A 22,832-nucleotide genomic window follows, 5' to 3' on the forward strand; every position below is an offset into this window, starting at 1 on the left:
GGCTCAGACAGCCTTCGGTTCGACGAACATCCGGCCGCGCATCTCCATGTGGAGCGCGTGGCAGAACCACTGGCAGTAGAACCAGTGCACGCCCGGCCGGGTCGCCTTGAAGGTGACCGAGGCGGTGGCCTGCGGCGCGATCTCCATCGCGATGCCGTAGTTCGACAGGCAGAAGCCGTGGGTCACGTCGTCCACATCGTCCATGTTGGTGATGTAGACCGTCACCTCGTCGCCTTCCTTCACGGTGAATTTCTCCATCGAGAATTCCGGCGCGACCGAGGACATGTAGACCCTGACCTTGTCGCCGTCGCGGATCGGCTCGTCATGGCCCCAGTCGAGATCGACGCCATCGGCCTCGGCCTGCTTGCGCGCGTCTTCCCACATCGGGTCGTCGCGTTTCCAGACGTTGAGCGGGTTCACCTTGGAGCGGTGGACGAGGATGTTGTCATGCGGCTCGGCGAAGGTCGGGCCGTCGTGGACCACCTTCATCTCGTCCGAGGAGATGTCGATGAGTTGTTCGTTCTCGGGTTTCAGGGGGCCGACGTTCAGGAACCGGTCCTTGGAGAACTTGTTCATCGAAATGAGCCACTTGCCGTCCGCCTCGGAGGTCTCGCCCATCGTGGTCGAGTTGTGACCCGGCTGGTAGTGCACGTCGACCTTGGAGATGATCGGATCGACGTCCTCGCCGGCAAAGGCCCGGATCGCGGCGTCGATGTTCCACTTCACGACCTGGCTGTCGAGGAAGAGCGTGGTGAAGGCGTTGCCCTGCCCGTCATAGGCGGTGTGAAGCGGCCCGAGACCAAGCTGCGGCTCGGCGACGATGCAGGACCGCGGATCGGCATCCTCGGTGAAGAGCGCCTCGACCTTGTCGACGTCGATCACCGAGACGGTGGGCGAGAGCTTGCCGTTGATGACGACATGCTTCTTGTCCGGCGCGGTGTTCACGCCGTGCGGGCTGTTCGGGATCGGGATGTAGCGGGTGTAGTTCTTGTTCGAACCCTTGCGCCCGTCGATCACCGGCACCCCGTTCAGCTCCTGGAAGTCGCCCGCAGCGACGCCCTCCTCGATCGCCTTGATGTTGAAGACGACGACATGGTCCATCTCGCTCGCGGTCATCTCGGCGAGGTTCATCCCCATTTCCGAGTTGTAGGAGGTCGAGAAGGCGTATTTGCCCTGGTAGTCGCAGTCGGTGTTGTCGAGGTTGCCCGAGACCATGACCTGCCACGCCACCTTCATCTCGTCGCCGTCGATGGCCGAGAATATGTTGACGTACTGGCTGGGGTCATCCAGCACCTTACCGTCGTTGACCAGCGGCGCCTCATGCTCGCCGTTGGCGAAGACATAGCCGGTGCGCGGGAACTTCTGCGGCCGCATGCCGTGGATGTCGTGGGCGTTCGGGATCTCGATGATCTTGTCGCATTTCATCACGTCGACGCGGACCCGCGCGACGCGGGTATTGGCCTTGTCGTTCATGAAGAGGTAGCGCCCGTCATAGGTCCCGTCGGTGAAGGACATGTGCGGGTGGTGAAGGTCGCCGTTGTCATAGGTGACCTTGCCCTGGGAGGCCAGGAAGGCCTTTGTTTCCTCGGTCAGCCCCTCGGTCAGGACCTTGAGCGACTCGTTGGTCTGGCCCCAGCCGGTGGCCGAGCAGCGGTTGAACACCGGCACCCGCATCAGTTCGCGCATCGAGGGCACGCCCATGATCCTGAGCTCGCCGGTCTGGCCCGAGGACCAGAAGCCGTAATACTCGTCGAGTTCGCCCGGCGCGAGGTGCGGGCTCGGGCCCTGCGCGCGGGCGGGCGTGGCGCCGAGAAGGCCGAGCCCGGCCCCTCCGGTCGCGGCCAGGACCGAGCTGCCGGCGGTCGCGCCGAGCATGCCGCGCCGGGTCATGGCGAGTTTCTTGAAGGCTTCAGACATCCCGATCTCCTTTCGGTCAGGTTTCGGCCAGTTCCCGGTCCTGCCGGGCTTGGGCCATTTTCGGTGCTTTCCCCACGGAGGCCCGCCGCTTCAGCTGGCGGATGACCACGGGGCATTTCGCGTCGGACTGGTAGAGGACCTGGCAATGCAGGCAGTTGACGCATTCGTTGGGGCTGATCTCTCCGGTCGGGTGGATTGCCTGGACCGGGCATTCGATGGCGCAGGTCTGGCAGGGATGGCCGCAGTCCTTATAGCGCTTGAGCCAGTCGAACATGCGGATCCGGGCCGGGATCGCGAGCGCGGCACCCAGGGGGCAGAGATAGCGGCAGTAGAACCGCTCGACGAAGAGCCCGGCGATCAGGAGCGCGGCGGCAAAGACCACGAAGGGCCAGTCGCGGACGAACTTGAGGATGATCGCGGTCTTGAAGGGCTCGACCTCGGCCAGTTTCTCGGCCGTCGGGATCGAGGCGAGCGAGACGCCGAAGAGGACGAGGAAGATCACGTATTTCACCGGCCAGAGCCGCTCGTGCAGCCCCCAGGGCAGGGTCCATTGCGGCACGCCGAAGAGCCGCGCGATGCGGTTCGTCAGTTCCTGCAGCGCGCCGAACGGGCAAAGCCAGCCACAATAGGCGCCGCGGCCCCAGAAGATCATCGCGGCGGCCACCGCGAACCACTGGATGAAGACCAGCGGATCGAGGAGGAACGCGTCCCAGGTGAAGCCCTCGCGCAGGCTGCCGGCCAGCGCCATCAGGTTCACGACCGAGAGTTGGGCGTTCGCGTACCAGCCGATGAACACCAGCGTGACGGTGAGGAACCCCATCCGGAACCACAGGAAGGCGCGGGCGTCCCGCGTCGCCTGGACCTGGAAGAAGAAGGCCGCCGTCAGCACGAAGAGCATCACCCCGAGGGCGGCGATCTCGACCGTCCGGTCGCGCCAGATCCGCTGCCAGAGCGCGGTCTTGGCGGCCGCCTCCTCGGCGGCGACGGAGGCCTCGGTCGCGGGCGCGGCGGCGGGCAGCAGGAACCGCTCCGGCAGCCGGTAGTCGAGATCGAAGGTCAGGAAGGTCTTGTCGACGGCACCGATGGCCCGTTGCGCGAGAAGCTGGATGCGAAACGGCTCGGCCGGTTCGAAGCCGGCATCGGCCGGGATCTTGAAGATGTCGAGCTCGGTGAAGGTCGGGGCACCCTCCGCCGCGACCACGCCGAGCCGCCGGTGCTGCTTGTCGAAGAACCGCACCGCGCGGTCGCCCTGGATGAGATGGATCCGGTCGAAGATGCCGCCCCGGACATAGCCCGAGCCCTTGAAGGAATAGCGCCCGCGCCCGAGGATCAGGACCGCGTGCTCGCCCTCGTCGAGCCAGTTCGTGAGGTTCGCGTATTCCGCCTCGCCAAGCAGGCTCCGCCCGATCGCCGGCACGCTGACGAGCGCGGCCTGCATGTCGATGAAGACATCCTCGGGCGCGCCCGGCTCGGGCCGGGCGATGGCCTTCGCGTCGCCGGTCGCGGCGAAGGCCGCGTTGATCTGACCGACATCGAGCGCGAGCCGCCGGATCGAGCCGTCTCCGGCGAGCGTCTCCCAGTCCGAGGTCTCGGTCACGGCGGGGTCAAGCGCGCGGGCCGGTCCACCCTGCGCCTCCGGCGCGAGCCCGCCGAGGCCGAGCGCGCGGGAAACCTTGATCCCGGCGCGGATGATCGAATCGTCGATCACCATGATCGTGACGGTGGCGCCCGAGATGATGTCGAGGTCATGCGCCGAGCCGCCAGCGGCGGCCTCGGCCTTGAGGTCGATCCCGGCATAGCTTTCGGTCAACGCCTTCACCTTGGCGTTGGGAATCCCGATGAGGACGATCGGCTCGGAATGCTTGACAAGCTCCACGCCGGTCAGCACCGCGTCGGGCGAGATCGCGGCCACGACATGGATCGGCTTGCCGGAATAGCCCGTCGTGCCGACGAAATCCGAGGTGAGGAAGGCCCAGGCGACGGTCTCGCCCTTCGCCGTCACCGGCGCGACGGGCAGGTCGCCGCGGATCGCGCCGAATCCGTCCGCACCTTCCGCAAAGGCAGCGGGATCGAGATCCGGCAGGAAATCCGCCAGCGTCTCGGCCCCCGCGGGGCGCGCCATCGGCGCGAGTAAAAGAACAAGCGCCAGAGTGATCAGGAAACGTAGCACGGGGCAGTCCCAGGTATTCGCGGTTCCGCGCCAGAAGCACCCGGAGCGCCCCGGATGTCGTTGACTTAGGTCAAGCTGCCGGGGGCTGGTTCCGATAACCCGATAAAAATCGTATCCTTATTTGTCACAGGTCAAATCGCGGACCCGTCCGGCGCGGTAGCGAGGGCGCGAGGACGGGGCCCGAGTCGGCCCCCCGATCGGTCATTGACGACAACGCGCAAAGGACAGGACATGATCACCAGCGCCGACCGCAGGATCGCCCGCAACTCGCTTCTGCTGTCGAAGCTGGAGCCGGAGATGGCCGACGCCGTGCTCGACCAGTCGCGCGAGGTGACGTTCGAACGCGGCGCGGCGCTCTTCCTGCAGGGCGAGACGGCGGATTGCATCCACATCGTCGTCGACGGCTGGGTGAAGCTCTACCGGATCGCGCCGAACGGCGCCGAGGCGGTCGTCTGTGTCTTCACCCGCGGCCAGAGCTTCGGCGAGGCGCTGGCCTTCCAGAAACGCGACTATCCGGTGGCGGCCGAGGCGGTGACCGAGGCGCGGGTGATCCTCGTCCCCGCCCGCGTCATCGCCGCCTTGATCCGCGAGACACCGGAACTGGCGATGAGCCTTCTGGCCGCGACCTTCGTGCATCTCCACGGCCTCGTGTCGCAGGTCGAGCAGCTCAAGGCCCAGACCGGCGCGCAAAGGGTGGCGGAGTTTCTCCTGGAGCTCTGCCCGGTCGATGAGGGCGCCTGCACGGTCACGCTGCCCTATGACAAGGTGCTGATCGCCGGCCGGCTCGGCATCAAGCCGGAAAGCCTGTCGCGCGCCTTCGCGCGGCTCAAGGAGCATGGCGTGAGCGTGCGCAAGAACCACGCCGCGATCCGCAGCGTCGGCGGGCTTCGCGCCTTCGCCGAAAGCGACCCGGCCGAGGCCTGGAGCAAGGCGCTCTAGACAGCGGTCAACCCAGACGGATCGCGGGAGCCTCAAGCGCCTCCCCTCCCCCTCGTGGGGAGGGGATGGGGGTGGGGGGCGCCCGGTCCGAAGCACCCCCTCCCTCTCCCTCCCCCACGAGGGGGGAGGGAAGCGCCAGGGTCCAATCCGGCTCGGCACTGCCCCGCCCCGAGGCGTTCAGACGACGATGTAGAGCCCCAGGAACAGCACCTCGACGAGCGCGAGCACCCAGTCCGCGCCGCGCATCCAGAACGGCGCACCGGCGAGGCGGAGATAGGTCGCGAGAATGGTCCGCGCCTTCGCGAGACCCAAACCGAGGATCAGGATCGAGGTAAGGCGGCCGGGATCGGACCAGTCGGCAAGCGCCGCCGAGAGGAGCGAGAGCCCGATCAGAAGCGCCCAGGCGCGGGGGAGCGGGTCGCGGATCATGGCTCAGCCCATCAGGTAGATCACGGGGAAGAGCAGCACCCAGACGAGGTCGACCATGTGCCAGAAGGCCGCCGCCGTCTCGACCGGGTAGGGACGGAGCCTAATCGCGACGAGGCCGAGGATCAGCACCCCGGCCGCGACATGGGCGGCGTGAAAGCCGGTGAGCAGGTAGTAGAAGGTGAAGGCCGCGTGGCTCTCGACGCCGATCCCCTGCTGGGCGAGATCGGCATATTCGAAGCCCTTCACGACGAGGAACACCACCCCGAACGCCATCGCGGCACCAAGCCAGAGCCGCCCGGCGGCGGGCCGCTCCGCTTCCGACGCCCACGTGGCCAGGGCGGCCGCGAAACCGCTGGTGACGAGGACGGCGGTGTTGAGCGCCGCCGCAGCCGGGTGCAGCGCCGCCTGCGCAGAGGCAAAGCCCGCCGGGTCGGTCGCGCGCACCGCGAGGAAGGCCGCGAGGCCCGCGCCGAAGACCAGCAGTTCCGAGACGATCAGCACCCAGATCATCAGGTCGCCGGGCAGGTCGTCGAAGGGGCCGTGGTCAGACGAAAGATCGGTCATGCGCCGACGAGCCTGCGGTAGATCTCGGGCAGCGCGGTGATCAGCCGGTCGGGATGCGGCACGAGGGCATAGCCGCCGCGCCCGAACATGCGCGGAAACCACGACTTGCCGTCGCGGTCCACGGTGATGCCGAAGACCGCGTGGCCCGCGCGTTCGGCCTCCCGCACCGCCATGCGGCTGTCCTCGATGCCGTGGCGGCCCTCGTAATGGTCGAGGTCGTTCGGCTTGCCGTCGGTGATGACGATGAGGAGCCGCCGCTTCTTCGCCTGGCCTGAGAGCTCCGCCGAGACATGCCGGATCGCCGCGCCGAGCCGCGTGTAGAAGCCGGGACGCAAGGCGCCGAGGCGCCGCTCCACCAGATCCGACATCGGCTCGCCGAAGTCCTTGCAGCCGGTGACATAGACCCGGTCGCGCTTGAGCGAGGAGAAGGCGTGGATCGCGAAATCGTCGCCGCAGGCATCGAGCCCCCAGGCGAGGGCCGCCAGCGCCTCGCGCTCGATGTCGATGACGCTGCGCCCGGTCACCGCGCTCTCGGTCGAGCGCGAGGTGTCGAGGAGGATCGAGACCGCGAGGTCGCGCGCGACCGGCCGCGTCTGGCGCCAGATCCGCTCGCTCGCGCGCCCCGTGGCGTTGAACTCCACCTGCGACCGCACGGCGGCTTCCAGGTCGAGGTCGTCGCCGTCCGGGTAGCCCGGCTGCGAGATACGCCCCGGCCTCAGCGCCTCGAACTGGCGGCGGACATGGGCGATGCGCCGCATCGCGGCCGGGTCGGCGCGGAACGAGGGCACCGCGTCGCCCGGTTCGACCTTCGAGGCGAGGACGCGGGCATGGGCGGCAAGGTACTGGCCGGTCCTCACGTCCCATTCGGGGTAGAGGAACGTGCCCGACAGGGCCTCGCGGTCGACATCCTCGGGCGCGAGGTCGAGATGCAGCTTGAGCTTCGTCGCCGGGGCCTTGGAGACCTGGCCGAGACCGATTTCGTCCTGATCCTCGGCGGCCTTCTTGGCGGCGTCGTGGTCGTCGTCCTCGACGCGACGGTTGAGGTTCAGGAACTCGGCCCAGCTCAGGATCGCCTCGAACTTGTGGAGGATGAAGCTGTCCTTGCGCTCGGCCTGATCGGCCTTGCGGCGGCGGGCGCGGGTCGTGCGGCCCTCGGTGTCCTCGGGCGTGCCGTCGGTGTCGCGGGTCTCGACTTCCGATCCCGCCGAGGTGTCGGCGGGGCGCAGGTCGGGCCAGAGCGGCACCGGGCGGAACGGTCGGTAGCGGCGCGGCGCCGTCACCTCGGCGGCCGACAGGAGCGCCTCGGCGCGCGCAGGCAGCGGCGCGGGATCGCCGAGCGCCTGACGCACCAGCGCCTCCACCGCGGCCTCGGTTTCCGGCAGGACGGGAAGGTCGCGCTGCCGCAGGCAGGCGCGGGCCAGCTCGTCATGCAGCGCCCGGAGCCCCGGCGCGTTTTCCAGAGTCAGAGCAACCATCTCGCGCGCCGCCCTGATGGCGCGAAGATCGGCGCGCAGAGGGTCGGCCTCGGCCACCGGGCCGCCGGCATGGGCGGCGGCGGCGGCGAGCCAGACATAGAGCGCGGCATTGGCCTCGCGCATCGGGAAGACGGTGAGCGCCTCGGGCAGGCGCAGCACCTCGCCGTCGAAGCTCGCGCGGGCGACCCGCTCGACCTCGGTGCCGAGGCGGCGGGCGAGCGAGAGCCGGTGGTGGCTGACCTCGTCGCGCGCCGGCCGGAACTCGACCGAGGGCGCGCCGCCCAGGCCGCGAAAAAGAACCGCCAGCCGCCCAGCGACCTCGGAGAGGTCGACGCGGGCTTCGTCATGCGCCTTCGGCGCGTCCAGACGGCTGGCAAGCGCGTGCCACAGTTTCCCGACGCTTTCCTCGGGTTCCCATGGCTCGAACTCGATCCTGCCCATGGCCGGCCTCACCCGAAAACGGCCGTTGCAAGATCGAGCAGCCCGCGTTTGACGTCCTCGTCATCGGTCAGGGGCTCGACCATCGCGACGCGGATCGCGCGGTCGACGCCCATTCCTCCGGCAATGAGCGTCGCCGCGTAGACGACGAGCCGGGTGGAAACGCCCTCCTCCAGGTCCTGCCCCTTCAGCCCGCGGAGCTTGCCGGCGAGCCGCACAAGCGAGCGCACACGCCCCCTGTCGAGGCCGCTTTCTCGGGCGACGACGGCGGCCTCGTGATCGGGCTTCGGGAAGTCGAACTCCATCGCCACGAACCGCTGGCGGGTGGAGGGTTTCAGCGTCTTGAGTATGTTCTGGTAGCCGGGGTTGTAGGAGGCAACCAGCATGAAGCCGGGTGCTGCCTCCAGCTCCTCGCCGGTGCGGTCGATCGGCAGGATGCGGCGGTCGTCGGTCAGGGGATGCAACACCACGGCCACGTCCTTCCTGGCCTCAACCACCTCGTCGAGATAGCAGATGGCACCCTCGCGCACCGCGCGGGTCAGGGGGCCGTCGACCCAGACCGTCTCGCCGCCCTTGAGAAGGTAGCGCCCGATCAGGTCGGCCGCGGTCAGGTCGTCATGGCAGGCGACCGTGTAGAGCGGCCGGCCGAGTGCTGCCGCCATATGCGCCACGAAACGGGTCTTGCCGCAGCCCGTCGGCCCCTTGAGAAGGACCGGCAGGCCGTTGCCGTAGGCGGCGGCGAAGATCTCGCATTCGTCGCCGTGGGGGAGGTAGAAGGGGGCCTCGGCCCCCCTCAGGTTGATGTTTCCGTCCATCATCGCGCTCACTCCGCCGCCGACAGGGACGAGGCGCCCCGCGCGATGATCTCCCGCCGCGGCACGAGCACCGCGTAGATGAAAAGCACCGCACCGAGCACGACCGCCACGCCGGAACCGAGCCGCATCGCGTAGAAGATCCAGAGCTGGTCCTGCACCTCCATGTAGTTCATGCCGAGGACGCGCTGGAGATGCGTCTGCACGGTGCCCGCGAAGGTCAGCGTGAAGGTCATGAACACCATGCCGCCCGACATCAGCCAGAACGAGGCCATGTTGAGCACCTGGTTGTAGGGGTCGCGCCCTTTCAGGAGCGGCAGCGCGTAGGACATGATCGCGAGGTTCAGCGCGACATAGGCCCCGAAGAAGGCGAGGTGACCGTGCGCGGCCGTGATCTGGGTCCCGTGGGTGTAGTAGTTCACCCCATGCAGCGTGTGCAGGAAGCCCCAGACGCCGGCGCCGAAGAAAGCGAGCGTGGCGCAGCCCAGGGACCACAGGAGTGCGGCCTTGTTCGGGTGGTCGCGGCGGCCCTTCCAGACCATGACGAAGGCGAAGGACATCATCGCGAAGAACGGGATCACCTCGAGCGAGGAGAAGATCGACCCGATCCACTGCCAGTAGGCCGGCGTGCCGATCCAGTAGTAGTGGTGGCCGGTGCCGAGGATGCCCGAGAAGAGCGCGGCGGCGACGATGACGTAGAGCCATTTCTCCACCACCTCGCGGTCCACGCCCGTCAGCTTCAGCATCAGGTAGGCGAGGATCGCGGCCATGATCAGTTCCCAGACGCCTTCGACCCAGAGGTGGACGACATACCACCAGTACTGCTTGTCGAGCGCGAGGTTCGACGGGTTGTAGAAGGCGAAGAGGAACAGGAGCGCGAGCCCCCAGAGGCCGAGGAGCAGGATGTTGGTGATCGCGGTCTTGCGGCCCTTAAGCACCGTCATCGTGACGTTGTAGAGGAAGATCAGCGCCGCGACGACGATCCCGGCCTTCACCCATTTCGGCTGTTCGAGGAACTCGCGCCCCTCCTTGCCGAGAAGAAAGTTCCCCTCGAAGAGGTTGAAGAGATAGGTGACGACCACGCCCGCCGTACCGAGCACGAGGATCGCGAGCTGGATATAGGCGAGCTTGGTCGAGTGGATCTCACGCTCGGCCTCTTCCGGGATGAGGAAATAGGCCGCGCCGAAGAAGCCGGTGATCAGCCAGACGACGAGGCTGTTGGAATGCAGCATCCGGCCGATGTTGAACGGCAGGATCTCCGACAGGAAGTTCGGGGCGACGTAGATGTAGCCCAAGACGAGGCCCATCGTGACCTGAACCGCGAAAAGCGCGAGGGCCACCGCGAAATAGGCGAGGGCGATTTTCTGAGTCTGATATTTCATGATCGTCCCTCCTCAGCCCGCGTCGTTCGGGGGCCAGTCCTGCGTGCGGATCTTGTTGGTCCACAGCAGGAAATCGGTAAGCTCGCGGTATTCCTGATCGCTCAGGCCGAAGTTCGGCATCTGACGGCGGCCCTCGATGCCCGTGGGCATCGCGTCCATCCAGGCTTTCAGCGACTCGTAGGCCGCCTCGGGGTCGTCCGCGACGCCCCAGCGGGTCATCACGTTGCCAAGCTCGGGCGCGAAATAGGCGCCCTCGCCCAGAATCGAATGGCAGTTGATGCAGGCGTGCTTTTCCCAGATGTGCTTGCCGGCGGCCACGCTTTCCGTCAGCCCCGCTTTGTCGGTCGAGGTGTTGACGATGTAGAAATGGCTGTGGGCCGACAGCCCCAGGAAAATCACGATGAAGAACAGGGAGCCGCCGTAGAAGACGTTCCTCGCCATGCTCTTGGTCATGACTTCGCGCATTGCGCTCTCCTTTTTCGGAGCGGTTTCAGTGACGCGACAAAGCCCGGAAAACCGTTTCGCCGCCTTAACATAAGTCAAGCAGCAACGCGGCTTTGCCCGTTCGTTCGACCGGGCGCCTTGGGCGCGTCCTGGCGCGGCGCGCGCGGCCCCCAGAAGGCCGGCCAGAGCGCCACCGTGGCGAGCAGGAAGGCGGCGAGCCAGAGCGCGCCCGAGACGAGCATCGCCGGCATGTAGAGGTCCGGCGGAAGCGCCGCGCCGACCCAGCGCACAAGGGCCGCGAGCGCGACGAGCACATAACCCGCCGCCACCGGCCCCGGCGCGACGAGCGGGCGCCCGGTATGGCCGAGCGTCGCGCGGCTCATCATCGCCAGCGTCATGCCGCCCACCGCGCCGATCGCGACGAGGTGGAGGGCGGCGATCTCATCGCCGATGCCGTGCCGGGCGAGACCATAGGCGATCATCCCGAGCCCGAGCATCAGGTAGGCGAGGTGCAGCGCCCAGAGAATCGGCAGCGCCGCCATCCAGAGCCCGCGCCAGCCCGCGAGCCGGGCGAGCAGCGCCGCGCCGGCAAGAACCGCGATGGCGCCGGTGACCGCAGCCGGCAACCCCGAGAGAATCGCGAGCGGCAGGGCGATGGCCCCCGCGTTGCCGGCGATCTCCAAGGGACGCCGCGACACCGGCAGGCCGGTCTCGCGCCCCGACTGGACCATCGCGTTGCGGGTGAAGGCCGGCGTCACCCGCCCGCCAAGGACCGCGATCATCGCCGCAAGCCCGAAGAGCCCGCCGCGCAAGCCGGCGTCGAGCGTATCCGCGGTCACGCCGGTCCATTCGAGATGCATCATCAGATCCCCGGTCCAGACGATGGCGATGAGGCCGAGGAACATCACGTTCTGCGGCTTCGGCCTTCGGACGAGTTGGGTCGCGACCTTTGCCGCCAGGACCGGCAGGAAGACGAGGTCCGCGACCGCCACGATGACCGGCGGCAGCGTTCCGACCGACCAGAGCGCGACCCGCCCGAGAAGCCAGAGCAAGGCGGCGGTGGCGATGAAGAGATGCCGCGCCGCCTTGGCCCCGGTCCAGTTCGGCACCGCCGTCAGGAAGAACCCGCCGAGCGCGGCCGCCGCGTAGCCGAAGACCATCTCGTGCGCATGCCAGAGCTGCGGCGGCACCGCATCGGGGACAAGGCCCGCGAGCCCGCCCATTCCGGTCGCGACGGCGGCGAGCCAGGCTTCCCACGCCGCAACGGCGAGGATCGCGTAGAGGGCTGCGGCGAGGAAGAAGACGCGGAAGCCCTCTCCGAAAAGCCGTTTGATGGCGGTCATTGGGAATCTCCGGTGGCACCCGGCGCCCGGCTGCGGCGCTTCAGGATCGTGCAGGTGCTGGCGTCGTGGTAGATCACCTGGCAGCGCAGGCAGAGGACGCATTCGTTGGGATTGATCCGGCCTAGGGGGTCGATCGCGCCGACGGTGCATTTCGTCTCGCAAAGCCGGCATTCGCGGCCGCATTGCGGGCGCCGCTTCAGCCAGTCGAAGATCTTCAGCTTCGCCGGGATCGCGATGCCGGCGCCCAAGGGGCAGAGGTAGCGGCAATAGAACCGTTCGATGAAGAGCCCCGCACCAAGGAGCACCGCGACGAAGGCCAGGAATGGCCAGGCGCGCAGGAACCGAAGCGAGATCGCGGTCTTGAACGGTTCCGCCTCGGCCAGCACCAACGCGTCGTGCATCGAGTAGAACGACAGCGCGAGGATCGCGAGGAAGAGCGTGTACTTGATCACCCAGAGCCGCTCGTGCAGCGCCTGCGGCACCGCGATCTGCTTGACGCCGACTTTCTGGGCCGCAGCGTTCAGGAGTTCCTGCAACGCCCCGAACGGGCAGAGCCAGCCGCAATAGACCCCCCTGCCCCAGAACAGGAGGCCGAGCGCGGTGAAGCTCCACAGGATGAAGATCACTGGATCGACGAGGAAGGTCTCCCAGCGGAATCCGGTTAGGAGCGAGTGCAGGAAGGCCACGACCTGCACCACCGAAAGCTGCCCGTTCAATCCCCAGCCGAGAACGAGGAGCGTGGTGGCGAGGAAGCCGAGCCGCACAAGGCGCCAGAGTTTCGGCCGGCGCACGAATCCTTCCTGAAGGAAGAGTATCAGCGTCAGCACCGAGAGCATCGCCACGACGATCACGATGGCGGGGCGCTTGTTCTGCCAGGCCGAGCGCCAGAGCGGCTCCGGTTCGGGCGGCGGCGCCAGCTGAAACGCGTCAGGCAGCGCGTAGTCGGCGCCGATCACGGTCGCTACGTCATCCCCGCCGCTCTCGGCCGGCCGGGTGGCGGTGATCTCGACCCGGAACGGCTGCACCGGATCGAAGCCGTCGGCGGCGAGGCGGTAGATGCCGATCTCCTTCACCGCCGGGGCGCCCTCGATGAGGAGCTTCTTGACGAAGATGTAGTCGTCCTTGGTCGGCTGCAGGCGGACCCCGCCCTGCACCACCGCGATCCGGTCGAAAGTGCCGCTCTGGCGCCAGGCGGTGCCACGCGGCGAATGGAGCCCCGAGGAGACGAGGATCAGCGCGACGTCCTTGGCCCCAAGCGCCCCAATGGCACGGGTGAAGTTCTGCTGACCGAGGAGATTGCGTCCCACCGTCGGCGGGTCGATCAACCCGGCCCAGAGATCGAGGAACGGCGCCTCCCCCTCGGGCGGCGGGGTCTTTCCGCCCTGGAGCGCCGCCCGCGCCTCGCTGAGTGTCATCGTCGCATGGGCGAGCGCGCCGGTTGCGACCAGCCCCTGCCAGTCGAGCGCGGTGAAGCCGACGCGGTCGATCCCGCCGGTCTCGGAGATCAGGCCGCGGCCGATGGCGAGCGCGCGCGCGGTGCGCAGAATGCCATCGCGGATCGCGGCGGTGGAGACGGTCGCGCGCGAGATGATGTCGGGCATGTCGGTCCGCGCGTCGGTCAGGCTCTCGCGCGGGGCGGTCAGGTCGACACCGGCGAACCCGCCGACATAGCGGGCGATGTCGGCATCCGAGATACCGAGGGTCAGGACCGGCTCGGCATGCGCCATCAGTTGCGCCCCGGCGATCCGCCCGTCGGGCGCCAGCGCCACGATCACGTCGAGCGGGCGCCCCGAGTAGCCGACCGAGCCCGCGATCTCCCAGGTCGAGCCTAGGTGGCCGAGGATCGCGCCGCCGGCCTCGGCCCGCCAGCCCGGCACGGCGCCTTCCTCGCGGATCACCGTCACCGGACCTTCGGCGCCGAGAAGCTGCGCCGCGAGCACGGCGTCGGGCTCCGCCGGCGCGATCGTATCGGCGGCGAGGCCTGCGGCCTGGGCCGCAGCGGCGAAAAGGGCGAACAGAACGGCGGCCAGAAGGCGCCGGACTGGCCGGATCACGGGCATCGGCGCCTCCGGGCTCGGAACGTCGCGCAAAACTGCGCCAGGGTGAATTTGTCTACCTTGATCAAAGTCAAGGTACGACCGCGGGCTTCGGTGCAGCGTCTTGGTGCCTCACCAGCGATCGGAGATACCCGTCATGAAAACTCAGCCAATCCGTGCCAGGCAGCGCCTGCTCGCCAGCGCGGCACTTGCCCTGGCGCTTGGCGCGTCGGGCGCAATCGCGCAGGAAAAACCAGCCGACCACGCCGACGGCCCCGCTGCCGCCTACGAGCCGAGCATGACGACGCTCGGCCAGCTGCAAGTGGAGATCCCGGGGCGCAAGCCGGACGATCCGGTCATGACCGCCGAGGAGTTCCAGGAAGGAACGACCATCTACTTCGAGCGGTGCGCCGGCTGCCACGGCGTTCTGCGCAAGGGCGCGACCGGCAAGCCGCTCACGACCGACATTACCCGCGAGGTGGGTTACGACTACCTGCAGAGCTTCATCAACTACGGCTCGCCGGCAGGCATGCCCAACTGGGGCACCTCGGGCGAACTGACCGAAGCGCAGATCGACCTGATGGCGCGCTACCTGCTTCTGGAGCCGCCGGCACCGCCGGAGTTCGGCATGCCGGAAATGCGCGCGAGCTGGAAGCTCATCGTGCCGCCGGAGGACCGGCCGACCGAGAAGATGAACGACATCGACATCGACAACCTGTTCTCGGTCACGCTGCGTGACTCGGGCCAGGTCGCGCTGATCGACGGCGGAACCTACGAGATCAAGGCCGTCATCGATACCGGCTACGCGGTCCACATCAGCCGCATCTCGGCCTCGGGCCGTTACCTCTTCGTGATCGGCCGCGACGCGCTCGTCAACATGGTCGACCTCTGGATGGAGACCCCGGCGACGGTTGCGCAGATCAAGGTCGGGTCCGAAGCCCGCTCGATCGAAACCTCCAAGATGGAGGGCTACGAGGACAAGTACGCCATCGCCGGCAGCTACTGGCCGCCGCAATACGTGATCATGGATGGCGACACGCTCGAGCCGCTGAAGATCCAGTCGACCCGCGGCATGATCTACGACGAGCAGACCTACCACCCCGAACCGCGGGTGGCCTCGATCGTGGCCTCGCACTACAACCCGGAATTCATCGTCAACGTGAAGGAGACCGGCAAGATCCTCCTTGTCGACTACTCGGACATCAAGAACCTCAAGGTGACCGAGATCGAGGCCGAAAGGTTCCTGCATGACGGTGGCTTCGACTCGACCAAGCGCTACTTCCTCGTCGCGGCCAACGCACGCGGCAAGGTGGCAGTCGTCGACACCAAGGAAGGCGAGCTGACCGCGCTGATCGAGACCGGCGGCGCGACGCCGCATCCGGGCCGCGGCGCGAACTTCACCCACCCGGTCTACGGGCCGGTCTGGGCGACCTCGCACCTCGGCGACGAGACCGTGGCGCTGATCGGCACCGATCCGGAAGGCCATGCCGACCATGCCTGGAAGATGGTGCAGAGCTTCTACGCCCTCGGCGGCGGCTCGCTCTTCATCAAGACGCATCCGAACTCGAACCACCTCTATGTCGACGCACCGCTGAACCCGGATCCGGAAATCTCGGCCTCGGTCGCGGTGTTCAAGATCGACGCGATGACCGAGGAGGAGCCGGAATTCGTGACGCTGCCCATCGGCGAATGGGCCGGCATCGCGGAAGGCCAGCCGCGCGTCGTGCAGGGCGAGTTCAACAAGGAAGGCACCGAGATCTGGTTCTCCGTCTGGAACGGCAAGGAGCAGGAATCGGCGATCGTCGTGGTCGACGACAAGACGCTCGAACTCAAGCATGTGATCAAGGACCCGCGCCTGATCACGCCCACGGGCAAGTTCAACGTCTTCAACACCCGTCAGGACGTCTACTGACACACCTTGGGGAGGGCCGGTCGCGGCCCTCCCCTCCCAAGCCAGCCGAACCGGAGTGCCAATGCGATGACAACCGAAGGTCAGGTCCATCTCGTCGGCGCCGGGCCGGGCGATCCGGAGCTTCTGACGCTCCGCGCCCACCGGCTTCTCACCGAGGCCGACGTGATCGTGCACGACCGACTCGTCTCGCCCGAGATCATGGCGCTGATCCCGGCCGCGACGCGGCGGATTTCCGTCGGCAAGGCCACCAGCCACCACACCATGCCGCAGGAGTCGATCAACCGGCTTCTCGTCGATCTTGCCCGTCAGGGGCTGAATGTCGTGCGCCTCAAGGGCGGCGACCCCCTGATCTTCGGGCGCGGCTCCGAGGAGGCCGAGGCGCTCCGCGACGCGGGCATTCCTCATGACTACGTTCCCGGAATCACCGCCGCGCAGGGTGCCGCCAGCACCACCGGCGTGCCGCTCACCCATCGCGGGCTCGCGACCGGCGTGCGCTACGTCACCGGCCACCGCGCCGCCGATGCGGCGCTCGACCTCGACTGGGACGGGCTTGCCCGACCCGACACGACGCTCGTGATCTACATGGGCGCCGCGACCATGGCCGCGATCGCCGCCGAACTCATCCGCCGCGGCCGCCCCGCCGATCTGCCCGCGATGGCCGTCGCCTCGGCGACCACGCCGCGCGAGGCTCGCGTCGTCTCGACGCTGTCGCGGGTGGCCGAGGAGGCCGCCGGGCTGGAAGCGCCCGTCCTCTTCATCGTCGGCGAGGTCGTCTCGCTCCATGCGGCGCAACCGCTGCCCGAACTCCTTGCCGACCTGCCGATGGTGGCCAATGCGTAGCCTTTTCGCCCTCGCGATTCTCGGCCTCGCCCTGCCCGCCGCGGCGACGGAGGCGACCGACGCGGCCCGCCTCGAACGGCTGGTCACGCAGGATTGCGGCTCCTGCCACGGGCTGACACTGAAGGGCGGGCTCGGCTCGCCGCTGACACCTGCGGCTCTGGCTGACGCCGAACCCGAGGGCCTCGCCTCGATCATCCTCGACGGCGTGCCCGGCACCGCGATGCCGCCCTGGCGCCCGCTCCTGAGCGAGGAGGAGGCGCTGTGGATCGCCCGTTATCTCAAGGATGCGCCGCAATGAAATACGCGCTTCTCGCCCTCTGTCTCGCGACGCCGGCACTGGCCGACGAATACCGCGCGACTGGCGATCTCGGCCTCATCGTAGAGCGGGCGACCGGCTCGCTCGTCGTCGTCGACCAGTCCGACCGCGCCGCAATCGGGCGGATCGAAGGTCTGGGCGACCTCTCCCACGCCTCGCTCGTCTATTCGCCGGACGAACGCTACGCCTATGTCTTCGGCCGCGACGGCGGGCTCTCCAAGGTCGATATCCTCAGCCGCGAGATCGTCGCCCGCGTCCTGCAGGCCGGCAACTCTATCGGCGGCGCGATCTCGGACGACGGCACGCTCGTCGCGGTCTCGAACTACGAGCCGGGCGGGGTCCGGGTCTTCGACGCCAAAACGCTGGAGATGGTCGCCGACATCCCGACAGAGTCGAAAACCATCGGCCTCGTCGATGCGCCCGGCCGCCGCTTCGTCTTCACGCTCTGGGACAAGGGCGAGACCTGGATCGCCGACATGAAGGGGGCCGAACCGGCGATCACCAAGGTCACCGGCATGGGCGCCAATCCCTATGACGCGCTTCTCGCCGGCAGCGGTCGAACCTACATCACCGGGCTTTTCGGCGAGGACGGCCTGACCGCGCTCGACCTCTGGGACGAGACGCCGGAGCCGATCCGGGTGCTGCCCGGCTATGGTCGCGGCGAGGAGGAGCTGCCGGTCTACAAGATGCCGCATCTGGAAGGCTGGGCCGAGGCGGCGGGCGAGTTCGTCCTGCCCGCGGTCGGCCATCACGAAGTCCTCTGGATCGACGCCCGCGATTTCCGCGAGACGGGCCGCACAGAGACCCACGGCCAACCGGTCTTCGCGATGGCGCGTCCCGACGGGAGGCAGGTCTGGGTCAACTTCGCCCATCCGCTGAACGACACCGTGCAGGTGATCGACCGGATGACGCACGAGGTGATCCACGAGATGAAACCCGGTCCCGCCGTCCTCCACATGGAGTTCACGCCGCGCGGACACGAGGTCTGGATCTCGGTCCGCGACGAGAACCGCGTCGACATCTACGACACCGAGACCTTCGAGAAACTGGGCGAGGTGGCGGCGGAAAGCCCCTCGGGCATCTTCTTCACCGCCCGCGCCCACCGAACGGGACTTTGACCATGACGATGATGCTCCGCCCCGAGGACAAGCGGCTGATCGAGGCCTGGCAGCGCGACCTGCCGCTCGTGCCGCATCCCTTCGCCGAGATCGGCGCGGCACTCGGGCTTTCGGAGGAGGAGGTGCTGGCGCGGCTCCGCCACCTTGCCGCGATGGGCGCCATCGCCCGCGTCGGCGGCACCTGCCGGCCGAACACGATCGGCGCCTCGACGCTCGCGGCGATGGAGGTGCCCGACCTCCGCGTCGACGAGGTCGCCGCCATCGTCGGCGCCGAGCCGGGGGTGAACCATTCCTATCTTCGCGAGAACGCGCTCAACCTCTGGTTCGTCGGCACCGGGCCGGACCGGGTCCATCTCGATGCGACGCTCGCGCGGATCGAGAAGCGCACCGGCTTGAGGGTTCTCGACCTGCCGCTCGTTCGCGCCTTCAACGTCGATCTCGGCTTCCCGCTCGAGGGCGAGCGGCGGATGCCGCCTGCCTCCGCCCCGGCCGACCTCAGCGCCATCCGCCCCGACGACGGCGCGATCATCCAGGCGATGACCGACGGGCTGGCGCTCGTCGCGCGGCCCTTCGCGGCGCTTGGCGACGATCTCGGCCGGCCGGAGATGGAGGTTATTTCGCGGCTCCGGGCCCTGACCGAGGCGCGCATCCTCACCCGGCTCGGCATCATCGTGCGCCACCGCGCCATCGGCTGGCGCTCGAACGCGATGGTCGTGTGGGACGTGCCGGAGGCCGAGATCGACCGGGCGGGCCCCGCGCTCGCCAGCTATCCCGGCGTCACGCTCTGCTACCAGCGCCGCCCGGCGCCGGGGAAATGGCGCTACCGGCTCTATTCGATGATCCACGCCCGCACCCGCAGCGAGGCGCTCGACATCCTCACGGGCGCGGCCGACCTGCCCGAGCTTCGGGACAAGGACCACGAGGTCCTCTTTTCGCTGCGCTGTTTCAAGCAGACCGGTGCGCTGGTTCACGACCGCGGCACGGTGGCGGCATGAGACGCGCAGCCCTCCCCGAAGGCGCGCTCGACGCGACCGACCGGCGCATCCTCAACGCGCTGCAGGAGGGCTTTCCGATTGCCCCCAGACCTTTCGCCGAGGCCGGCGCGGCATTGGGCCTTGCCGAACAGGAGCTGATCGACCGCATCGCCCGCCTGAAGGAGATCGGCGCGGTCACCCGCTTCGGCCCGTTCTATGACGCCGAAGCGATGGGTGGCGCCTTCTGCCTCTGCGCGATGGCGGTGCCCGAGGCGCAGTTCGACCGCGTTACCGAGATCGTCAACGCCATCCCCGAGGTCGCCCACAACTACGCCCGCAGCCACCGGCTCAACATGTGGTTCGTGCTGGCAACCGCGACGCCGGAGGAGATCGCCGCCACCGCCGGGAGGATCGAGGCCGCGACCGGGCTCCCGGTCCTGCGCTTCCCGAAACTGAAGGAATTCTTCATCGGCTTCCGGGTGGCGGCATGAGGATCGACGCAACCGACCGCCGGATCATCGAAGCGACCCAAGCCGGGCTGCCGCTGGTGGCCGAGCCCTATGCCGAACTGGCCGACCGGCTGGATATCCCCGAGGACGAACTCCTCGGGCGGCTCTCGGCGATGCAGGGCCGCGGTATCATCCGCCGCATCGCGCTCGCGCCCAACCATTACGCGCTCGGGATGGCCGCGAACGGGATGAGCGTCTGGGACGTCGCCGACGAGGCCGCCGAGCGGCTTGGCGCGACGGTCGGGGCGCTTCCCTTCGTGTCGCATTGCTACCTGCGCCCCCGCGCCCTGCCCGACTGGCCCTACAACCTCTTCGCGATGATCCACGGCACCACGCGGGACGAGGTGGAGGCGCTGCGCACCGAGATTGCGGCGCTTCTCGGCGACGCGCTCCGCGCCTCGGATATCCTCTATTCGACGCGGATCCTGAAAAAGACCGGCCTCAGGCTGAAGACGGAAGGAGGCTAGAATGTTCCGGCTGACCCAGTACATGCAGGAGCTTGTCCACCCGACCCCGGTGCGTCGCCGCACCGGTCCAGTGAAGCCGGTGGTGATCTGGAACCTGACCCGGCGCTGCAACCTGCGCTGCCGCCATTGCTACACGACCTCGGCGGACGTGCATTTCCCCGGCGAGCTTTCCCACGAACAGGCGATGGGTGTGCTCGACGACCTGCACGAATTCGGCGTCTTCGCGCTGATCCTCTCGGGCGGCGAGCCCCTGTCGCGCTTCGACTTCTTCGAGCTGGCCGAACGCGCCCGCGACCTGAAGTTCCGCCACCTGTCGCTGTCGACGAACGGCACCAAGCTGACCGGCGATACCGCGCGGCGGGTGGCCGATCTCGGCTTCGACTATGTCGGCATCTCGCTCGACGGGATCGGCGAGCGGAACGACTGGTTCCGGGGCGTCGAGGGAGCCTATGCCGAGGCGCTGCAGGGCGTGCGCGACTGCAAGGCGCGCGGCATAAAGGTCGGCCTGCGCTTCACCATTACCGAGAGCAATGCCGAGGACCTGCCCGGCATGCTCGACCTCTGCGAGGCCGAGGGGGTGGACAAGTTCTACCTCTCGCACCTCGTCTATGCCGGGCGCGGCGACAAGCACCGGGGCGAGGACACCGATCACCAGCGCACCCGCCGGGCGATGGACCTCCTGATCGACCGCGCCTGGGACGCGGTGTCGAAGGGCCGCCCGCTGGAGATCGTCACCGGCAACAACGACGCCGACGCGGTCTATTTCCTGCGCTGGGTCGAGCGCAATTTCGATGCCGACAAGGCCGCGCATGTGCGGGCGCATCTGGAAGCCTGGGGCGGAAATTCCTCGGGCCTCGGGGTCGCGAACATCGACCATCAGGGCCGGGTGCATCCCGACACCTACTGGTCCGACTACACGATCGGCAGCGTCAAGACCGAGCCCTTTTCAGCGCTCTGGACCGGGGCGGACCCGATGCTCGCGACGCTGCGCCAGCGCCCGCGCCCCCTCAAGGGCCGCTGCGGCGCCTGCGCGTTCAAGGAGGTCTGCGGCGGCAATACCCGCATCCGCGCCCTGCAGCTGACCGGCGATCCCTGGGCCGAGGACCCCGCCTGCTACCTTTCCGCCGAGGAGATCGGCGTCGAGGAGTCCGACCGTCTCACCGTCGCACCCTTCCGGGGCAAGAGCCATGATCCTGCGCACCGTTTCTTCTAGCCTCCTCGCCGCGCTCGCGCTGGCCTCCGTCCCCGCCCTCGCCGATCCCGCCGCGCTCTACTCCGAGCACTGCGCGAGCTGCCACGGCGAGAACCGCCTCGGCGGCACCGGCCCCGCGCTGATCCCCGAGACCTTGGGCCGCATGCGCGGCCCCGCCGTCGAGGACGTCATCGCCCACGGCCGCCCGGCGACGCAGATGCCCGCCTTCGCCGAAACGCTCCGGGCCGAGGACATCACGGCACTTGCCGCCCATCTCGGCGAACCGCTCGCCGAGGTGCCGGAATGGACCGAGGCCGACATCGACGGCACCCGCGAGATGGTGGCCGACTACACCCCGGCCGCAGCGCCGGTCTTTTCGGGCGATCCGATGAACATCACGCTCGTGGTCGAGACCGGCGATCACCATGTCAGCGTGCTCGACGGAGACACGTTCGATGTGCTCGACCGCTTCGCCACGCCCTTCGCGGTCCACGGCGGCCCGAAATTCTCGCCCGACGGCCGCTACGTCTTCATCATGTCGCGCGACGGCTGGGTGCAGAAATACGATATCTGGTCGCTCCACGAGGTCGGCCGGGTCCGCGCCGGGCTCAATTCCCGCAACATCGCGATGAGCCATGACGGCAAGTGGCTTGCGGTCGCAAACTACCTGCCGATGACGCTGACGATCCTCTCGACCGAGGATCTGAGCGTCGCGAAGGTGATCGACGTCATCGGCCGCGACGGCACTGCCTCGCGCGTCTCCGCCGTCTACCAGGCGCCGGAGCGCAAGAGCTTCGTCCTCGCCCTCAAGGACACGCCGGAAATCTGGGAGATTGCGACCGACCCGGACGCCGGGCCCTATCACGAGGGCTTCGTTCACAGTTTCGAGGCCGGCATGGAGGAAGCGCTCGCCGCGGAACAGGGGCTCTTCGCGCGGCGCCGGATCATGGTGGACGAGCCGCTCGACGATTTCTTCTTCACGCCAGACTACGCCAACCTGATCGGCGCGAGCCGGGAGGGCGACAAAGGCGTCGTCGTCAACCTGATCGTCGGCCGGCCTATCGCGGAACTGCCCTTGCCGGGGATGCCGCATCTGGGGTCCGGCATCTCCTGGATGCGGGACGGTCACCGGGTGATGGCGACGCCGCATCTGAAGGAGGGCGTTCTCTCGGTGATCGACATCGACGACTGGACGATCGTGAAGACGATCGACACCAAGGGGCCCGGCTTCTTCCTCAGGAGTCACGAGGACAGTCCCTATGTCTGGGCCGATGTCTTCTTCGGACCGAACAAGGACGCGATGCAGATCATCGACAAGGAAACGCTGGAGATCGTCAGGACGCTCAACCCGGCGCCGGGCAAGACCGTCGCCCATACCGAGTTCACCCGCGACGGCAGCCATGCGCTGGTCTCGATCTGGGAGGATGACGGCGCGGTCATCGTCTACGACGCCAAGACCTTCGAAGAGGTGAAGCGGCTGCCGATGCGCAAGCCCTCAGGAAAGTACAATGTCTGGAACAAGATCACCTTCTCGGACGGCACCAGCCATTGAGGG

General features: G+C 68.0%; 20 protein-coding genes. 10 read left to right on the forward strand and 10 right to left on the reverse strand.

The window, feature by feature from the left end; translation table 11 throughout:
• Window positions 1–3 precede the first annotated feature (3 nt).
• Window positions 4–1,917, reverse strand: a complete 1,914-nt coding sequence (gene nosZ / locus R5H32_RS15390; RefSeq protein WP_318339576.1) for a TAT-dependent nitrous-oxide reductase — start codon at window positions 1,915–1,917, stop codon at window positions 4–6.
• Window positions 1,918–1,933: 16 nt separating this feature from the next.
• Window positions 1,934–4,039, reverse strand: a complete 2,106-nt coding sequence (locus tag R5H32_RS15395) for a 4Fe-4S binding protein (protein ID WP_318339733.1) — start codon at window positions 4,037–4,039, stop codon at window positions 1,934–1,936.
• A 279-nt stretch (window positions 4,040–4,318) separates the two neighbouring features.
• On the opposite strand from R5H32_RS15395, the gene R5H32_RS15400 reads away from it, so the two are divergent.
• Window positions 4,319–5,026 (forward strand): Crp/Fnr family transcriptional regulator, encoded by a 708-nt coding sequence (locus R5H32_RS15400; protein WP_318339577.1) that lies wholly within the window; start codon window positions 4,319–4,321, stop codon window positions 5,024–5,026.
• A gap of 177 nt (window positions 5,027–5,203) precedes the next feature.
• Here the strand turns inward: R5H32_RS15400 and R5H32_RS15405 are convergent, their stop codons facing one another.
• The 8 genes from R5H32_RS15405 to R5H32_RS15440 all read right to left on the reverse strand — a co-directional run bounded on the left by R5H32_RS15405 (window position 5,204) and on the right by R5H32_RS15440 (window position 13,973).
• Window positions 5,204–5,455 carry a nitric oxide reductase F protein gene (locus R5H32_RS15405; protein WP_318339578.1) on the reverse strand — a complete coding sequence of 84 codons (252 nt, stop codon included), beginning with the start codon at window positions 5,453–5,455 and terminating at the stop codon, window positions 5,204–5,206.
• Window positions 5,456–5,458: 3 nt separating this feature from the next.
• The gene (locus R5H32_RS15410) at window positions 5,459–6,019 is read right to left on the reverse strand and encodes a cytochrome c oxidase subunit 3 (RefSeq protein WP_318339579.1); all 561 of its coding nucleotides are present in this window, start codon (window positions 6,017–6,019) and stop codon (window positions 5,459–5,461) included.
• A complete protein-coding gene (locus tag R5H32_RS15415) occupies window positions 6,016–7,935 on the reverse strand; it encodes a nitric oxide reductase activation protein NorD (RefSeq protein WP_318339580.1) in 1,920 nt (639 codons plus the stop codon). The genes R5H32_RS15410 and R5H32_RS15415 overlap by 4 nt, the downstream gene beginning before the upstream one ends.
• 8 nt (window positions 7,936–7,943) lie before the next feature.
• Entirely contained in the window at window positions 7,944–8,747 is an 804-nt protein-coding gene (locus R5H32_RS15420; RefSeq protein WP_318339581.1) for a CbbQ/NirQ/NorQ/GpvN family protein, read from the reverse strand.
• 8 nt (window positions 8,748–8,755) lie between these two features.
• Window positions 8,756–10,126, reverse strand: coding sequence for a cbb3-type cytochrome c oxidase subunit I (locus tag R5H32_RS15425; RefSeq protein ID WP_318339582.1), 1,371 nt, complete (start codon window positions 10,124–10,126; stop codon window positions 8,756–8,758).
• Between the two features lie 12 nt (window positions 10,127–10,138).
• Window positions 10,139–10,591 (reverse strand): c-type cytochrome, encoded by a 453-nt coding sequence (locus R5H32_RS15430; protein ID WP_263336655.1) that lies wholly within the window; start codon window positions 10,589–10,591, stop codon window positions 10,139–10,141.
• Between the two features lie 74 nt (window positions 10,592–10,665).
• The gene (locus R5H32_RS15435; protein WP_318339583.1) at window positions 10,666–11,913 is read right to left on the reverse strand and encodes an NnrS family protein; all 1,248 of its coding nucleotides are present in this window, start codon (window positions 11,911–11,913) and stop codon (window positions 10,666–10,668) included.
• The gene (locus tag R5H32_RS15440) at window positions 11,910–13,973 is read right to left on the reverse strand and encodes a 4Fe-4S binding protein (protein ID WP_318339584.1); all 2,064 of its coding nucleotides are present in this window, start codon (window positions 13,971–13,973) and stop codon (window positions 11,910–11,912) included. The genes R5H32_RS15435 and R5H32_RS15440 overlap by 4 nt, the downstream gene beginning before the upstream one ends.
• A gap of 133 nt (window positions 13,974–14,106) precedes the next feature.
• On the opposite strand from R5H32_RS15440, the gene R5H32_RS15445 reads away from it, so the two are divergent.
• The 9 genes from R5H32_RS15445 (at window position 14,107) to R5H32_RS15485 (ending at window position 22,829) form a co-directional block, all read left to right on the forward strand.
• Window positions 14,107–15,861: a cytochrome D1 domain-containing protein gene (locus R5H32_RS15445; protein WP_318339585.1), complete on the forward strand. Its 1,755-nt coding sequence runs from the start codon at window positions 14,107–14,109 to the stop codon at window positions 15,859–15,861.
• A 66-nt stretch (window positions 15,862–15,927) separates the two neighbouring features.
• A complete protein-coding gene (cobA, locus tag R5H32_RS15450) occupies window positions 15,928–16,701 on the forward strand; it encodes a uroporphyrinogen-III C-methyltransferase (protein WP_318339586.1) in 774 nt (257 codons plus the stop codon).
• Window positions 16,694–16,999, forward strand: coding sequence for a cytochrome c (locus R5H32_RS15455; protein WP_318339587.1), 306 nt, complete (start codon window positions 16,694–16,696; stop codon window positions 16,997–16,999). The genes cobA and R5H32_RS15455 overlap by 8 nt, the downstream gene beginning before the upstream one ends.
• Complete coding sequence (locus tag R5H32_RS15460; RefSeq protein WP_318339588.1) at window positions 16,996–18,135, forward strand: cytochrome D1 domain-containing protein; 1,140 nt, start codon at window positions 16,996–16,998, stop codon at window positions 18,133–18,135. The genes R5H32_RS15455 and R5H32_RS15460 overlap by 4 nt, the downstream gene beginning before the upstream one ends.
• A 2-nt stretch (window positions 18,136–18,137) precedes the next feature.
• Window positions 18,138–19,130: an AsnC family transcriptional regulator gene (locus R5H32_RS15465; RefSeq protein ID WP_318339589.1), complete on the forward strand. Its 993-nt coding sequence runs from the start codon at window positions 18,138–18,140 to the stop codon at window positions 19,128–19,130.
• Window positions 19,127–19,600 (forward strand): Lrp/AsnC family transcriptional regulator, encoded by a 474-nt coding sequence (locus tag R5H32_RS15470; protein ID WP_318339590.1) that lies wholly within the window; start codon window positions 19,127–19,129, stop codon window positions 19,598–19,600. Before R5H32_RS15465 ends, R5H32_RS15470 begins: the two co-directional genes overlap by 4 nt.
• A complete protein-coding gene (locus tag R5H32_RS15475) occupies window positions 19,597–20,085 on the forward strand; it encodes an Lrp/AsnC family transcriptional regulator (RefSeq protein ID WP_318339591.1) in 489 nt (162 codons plus the stop codon). Before R5H32_RS15470 ends, R5H32_RS15475 begins: the two co-directional genes overlap by 4 nt.
• 1 nt (window position 20,086) lies before the next feature.
• A complete protein-coding gene (gene nirJ / locus R5H32_RS15480; protein ID WP_318339592.1) occupies window positions 20,087–21,298 on the forward strand; it encodes a heme d1 biosynthesis radical SAM protein NirJ in 1,212 nt (403 codons plus the stop codon).
• Window positions 21,273–22,829 carry a cytochrome D1 domain-containing protein gene (locus R5H32_RS15485; protein WP_318339593.1) on the forward strand — a complete coding sequence of 519 codons (1,557 nt, stop codon included), beginning with the start codon at window positions 21,273–21,275 and terminating at the stop codon, window positions 22,827–22,829. The genes nirJ and R5H32_RS15485 overlap by 26 nt, the downstream gene beginning before the upstream one ends.
• Window positions 22,830–22,832: the final 3 nt, after the last annotated feature.

This window comes from Defluviimonas sp. D31 (genome assembly GCF_033436765.1).
Taxonomy (GTDB): domain Bacteria; phylum Pseudomonadota; class Alphaproteobacteria; order Rhodobacterales; family Rhodobacteraceae; genus Albidovulum.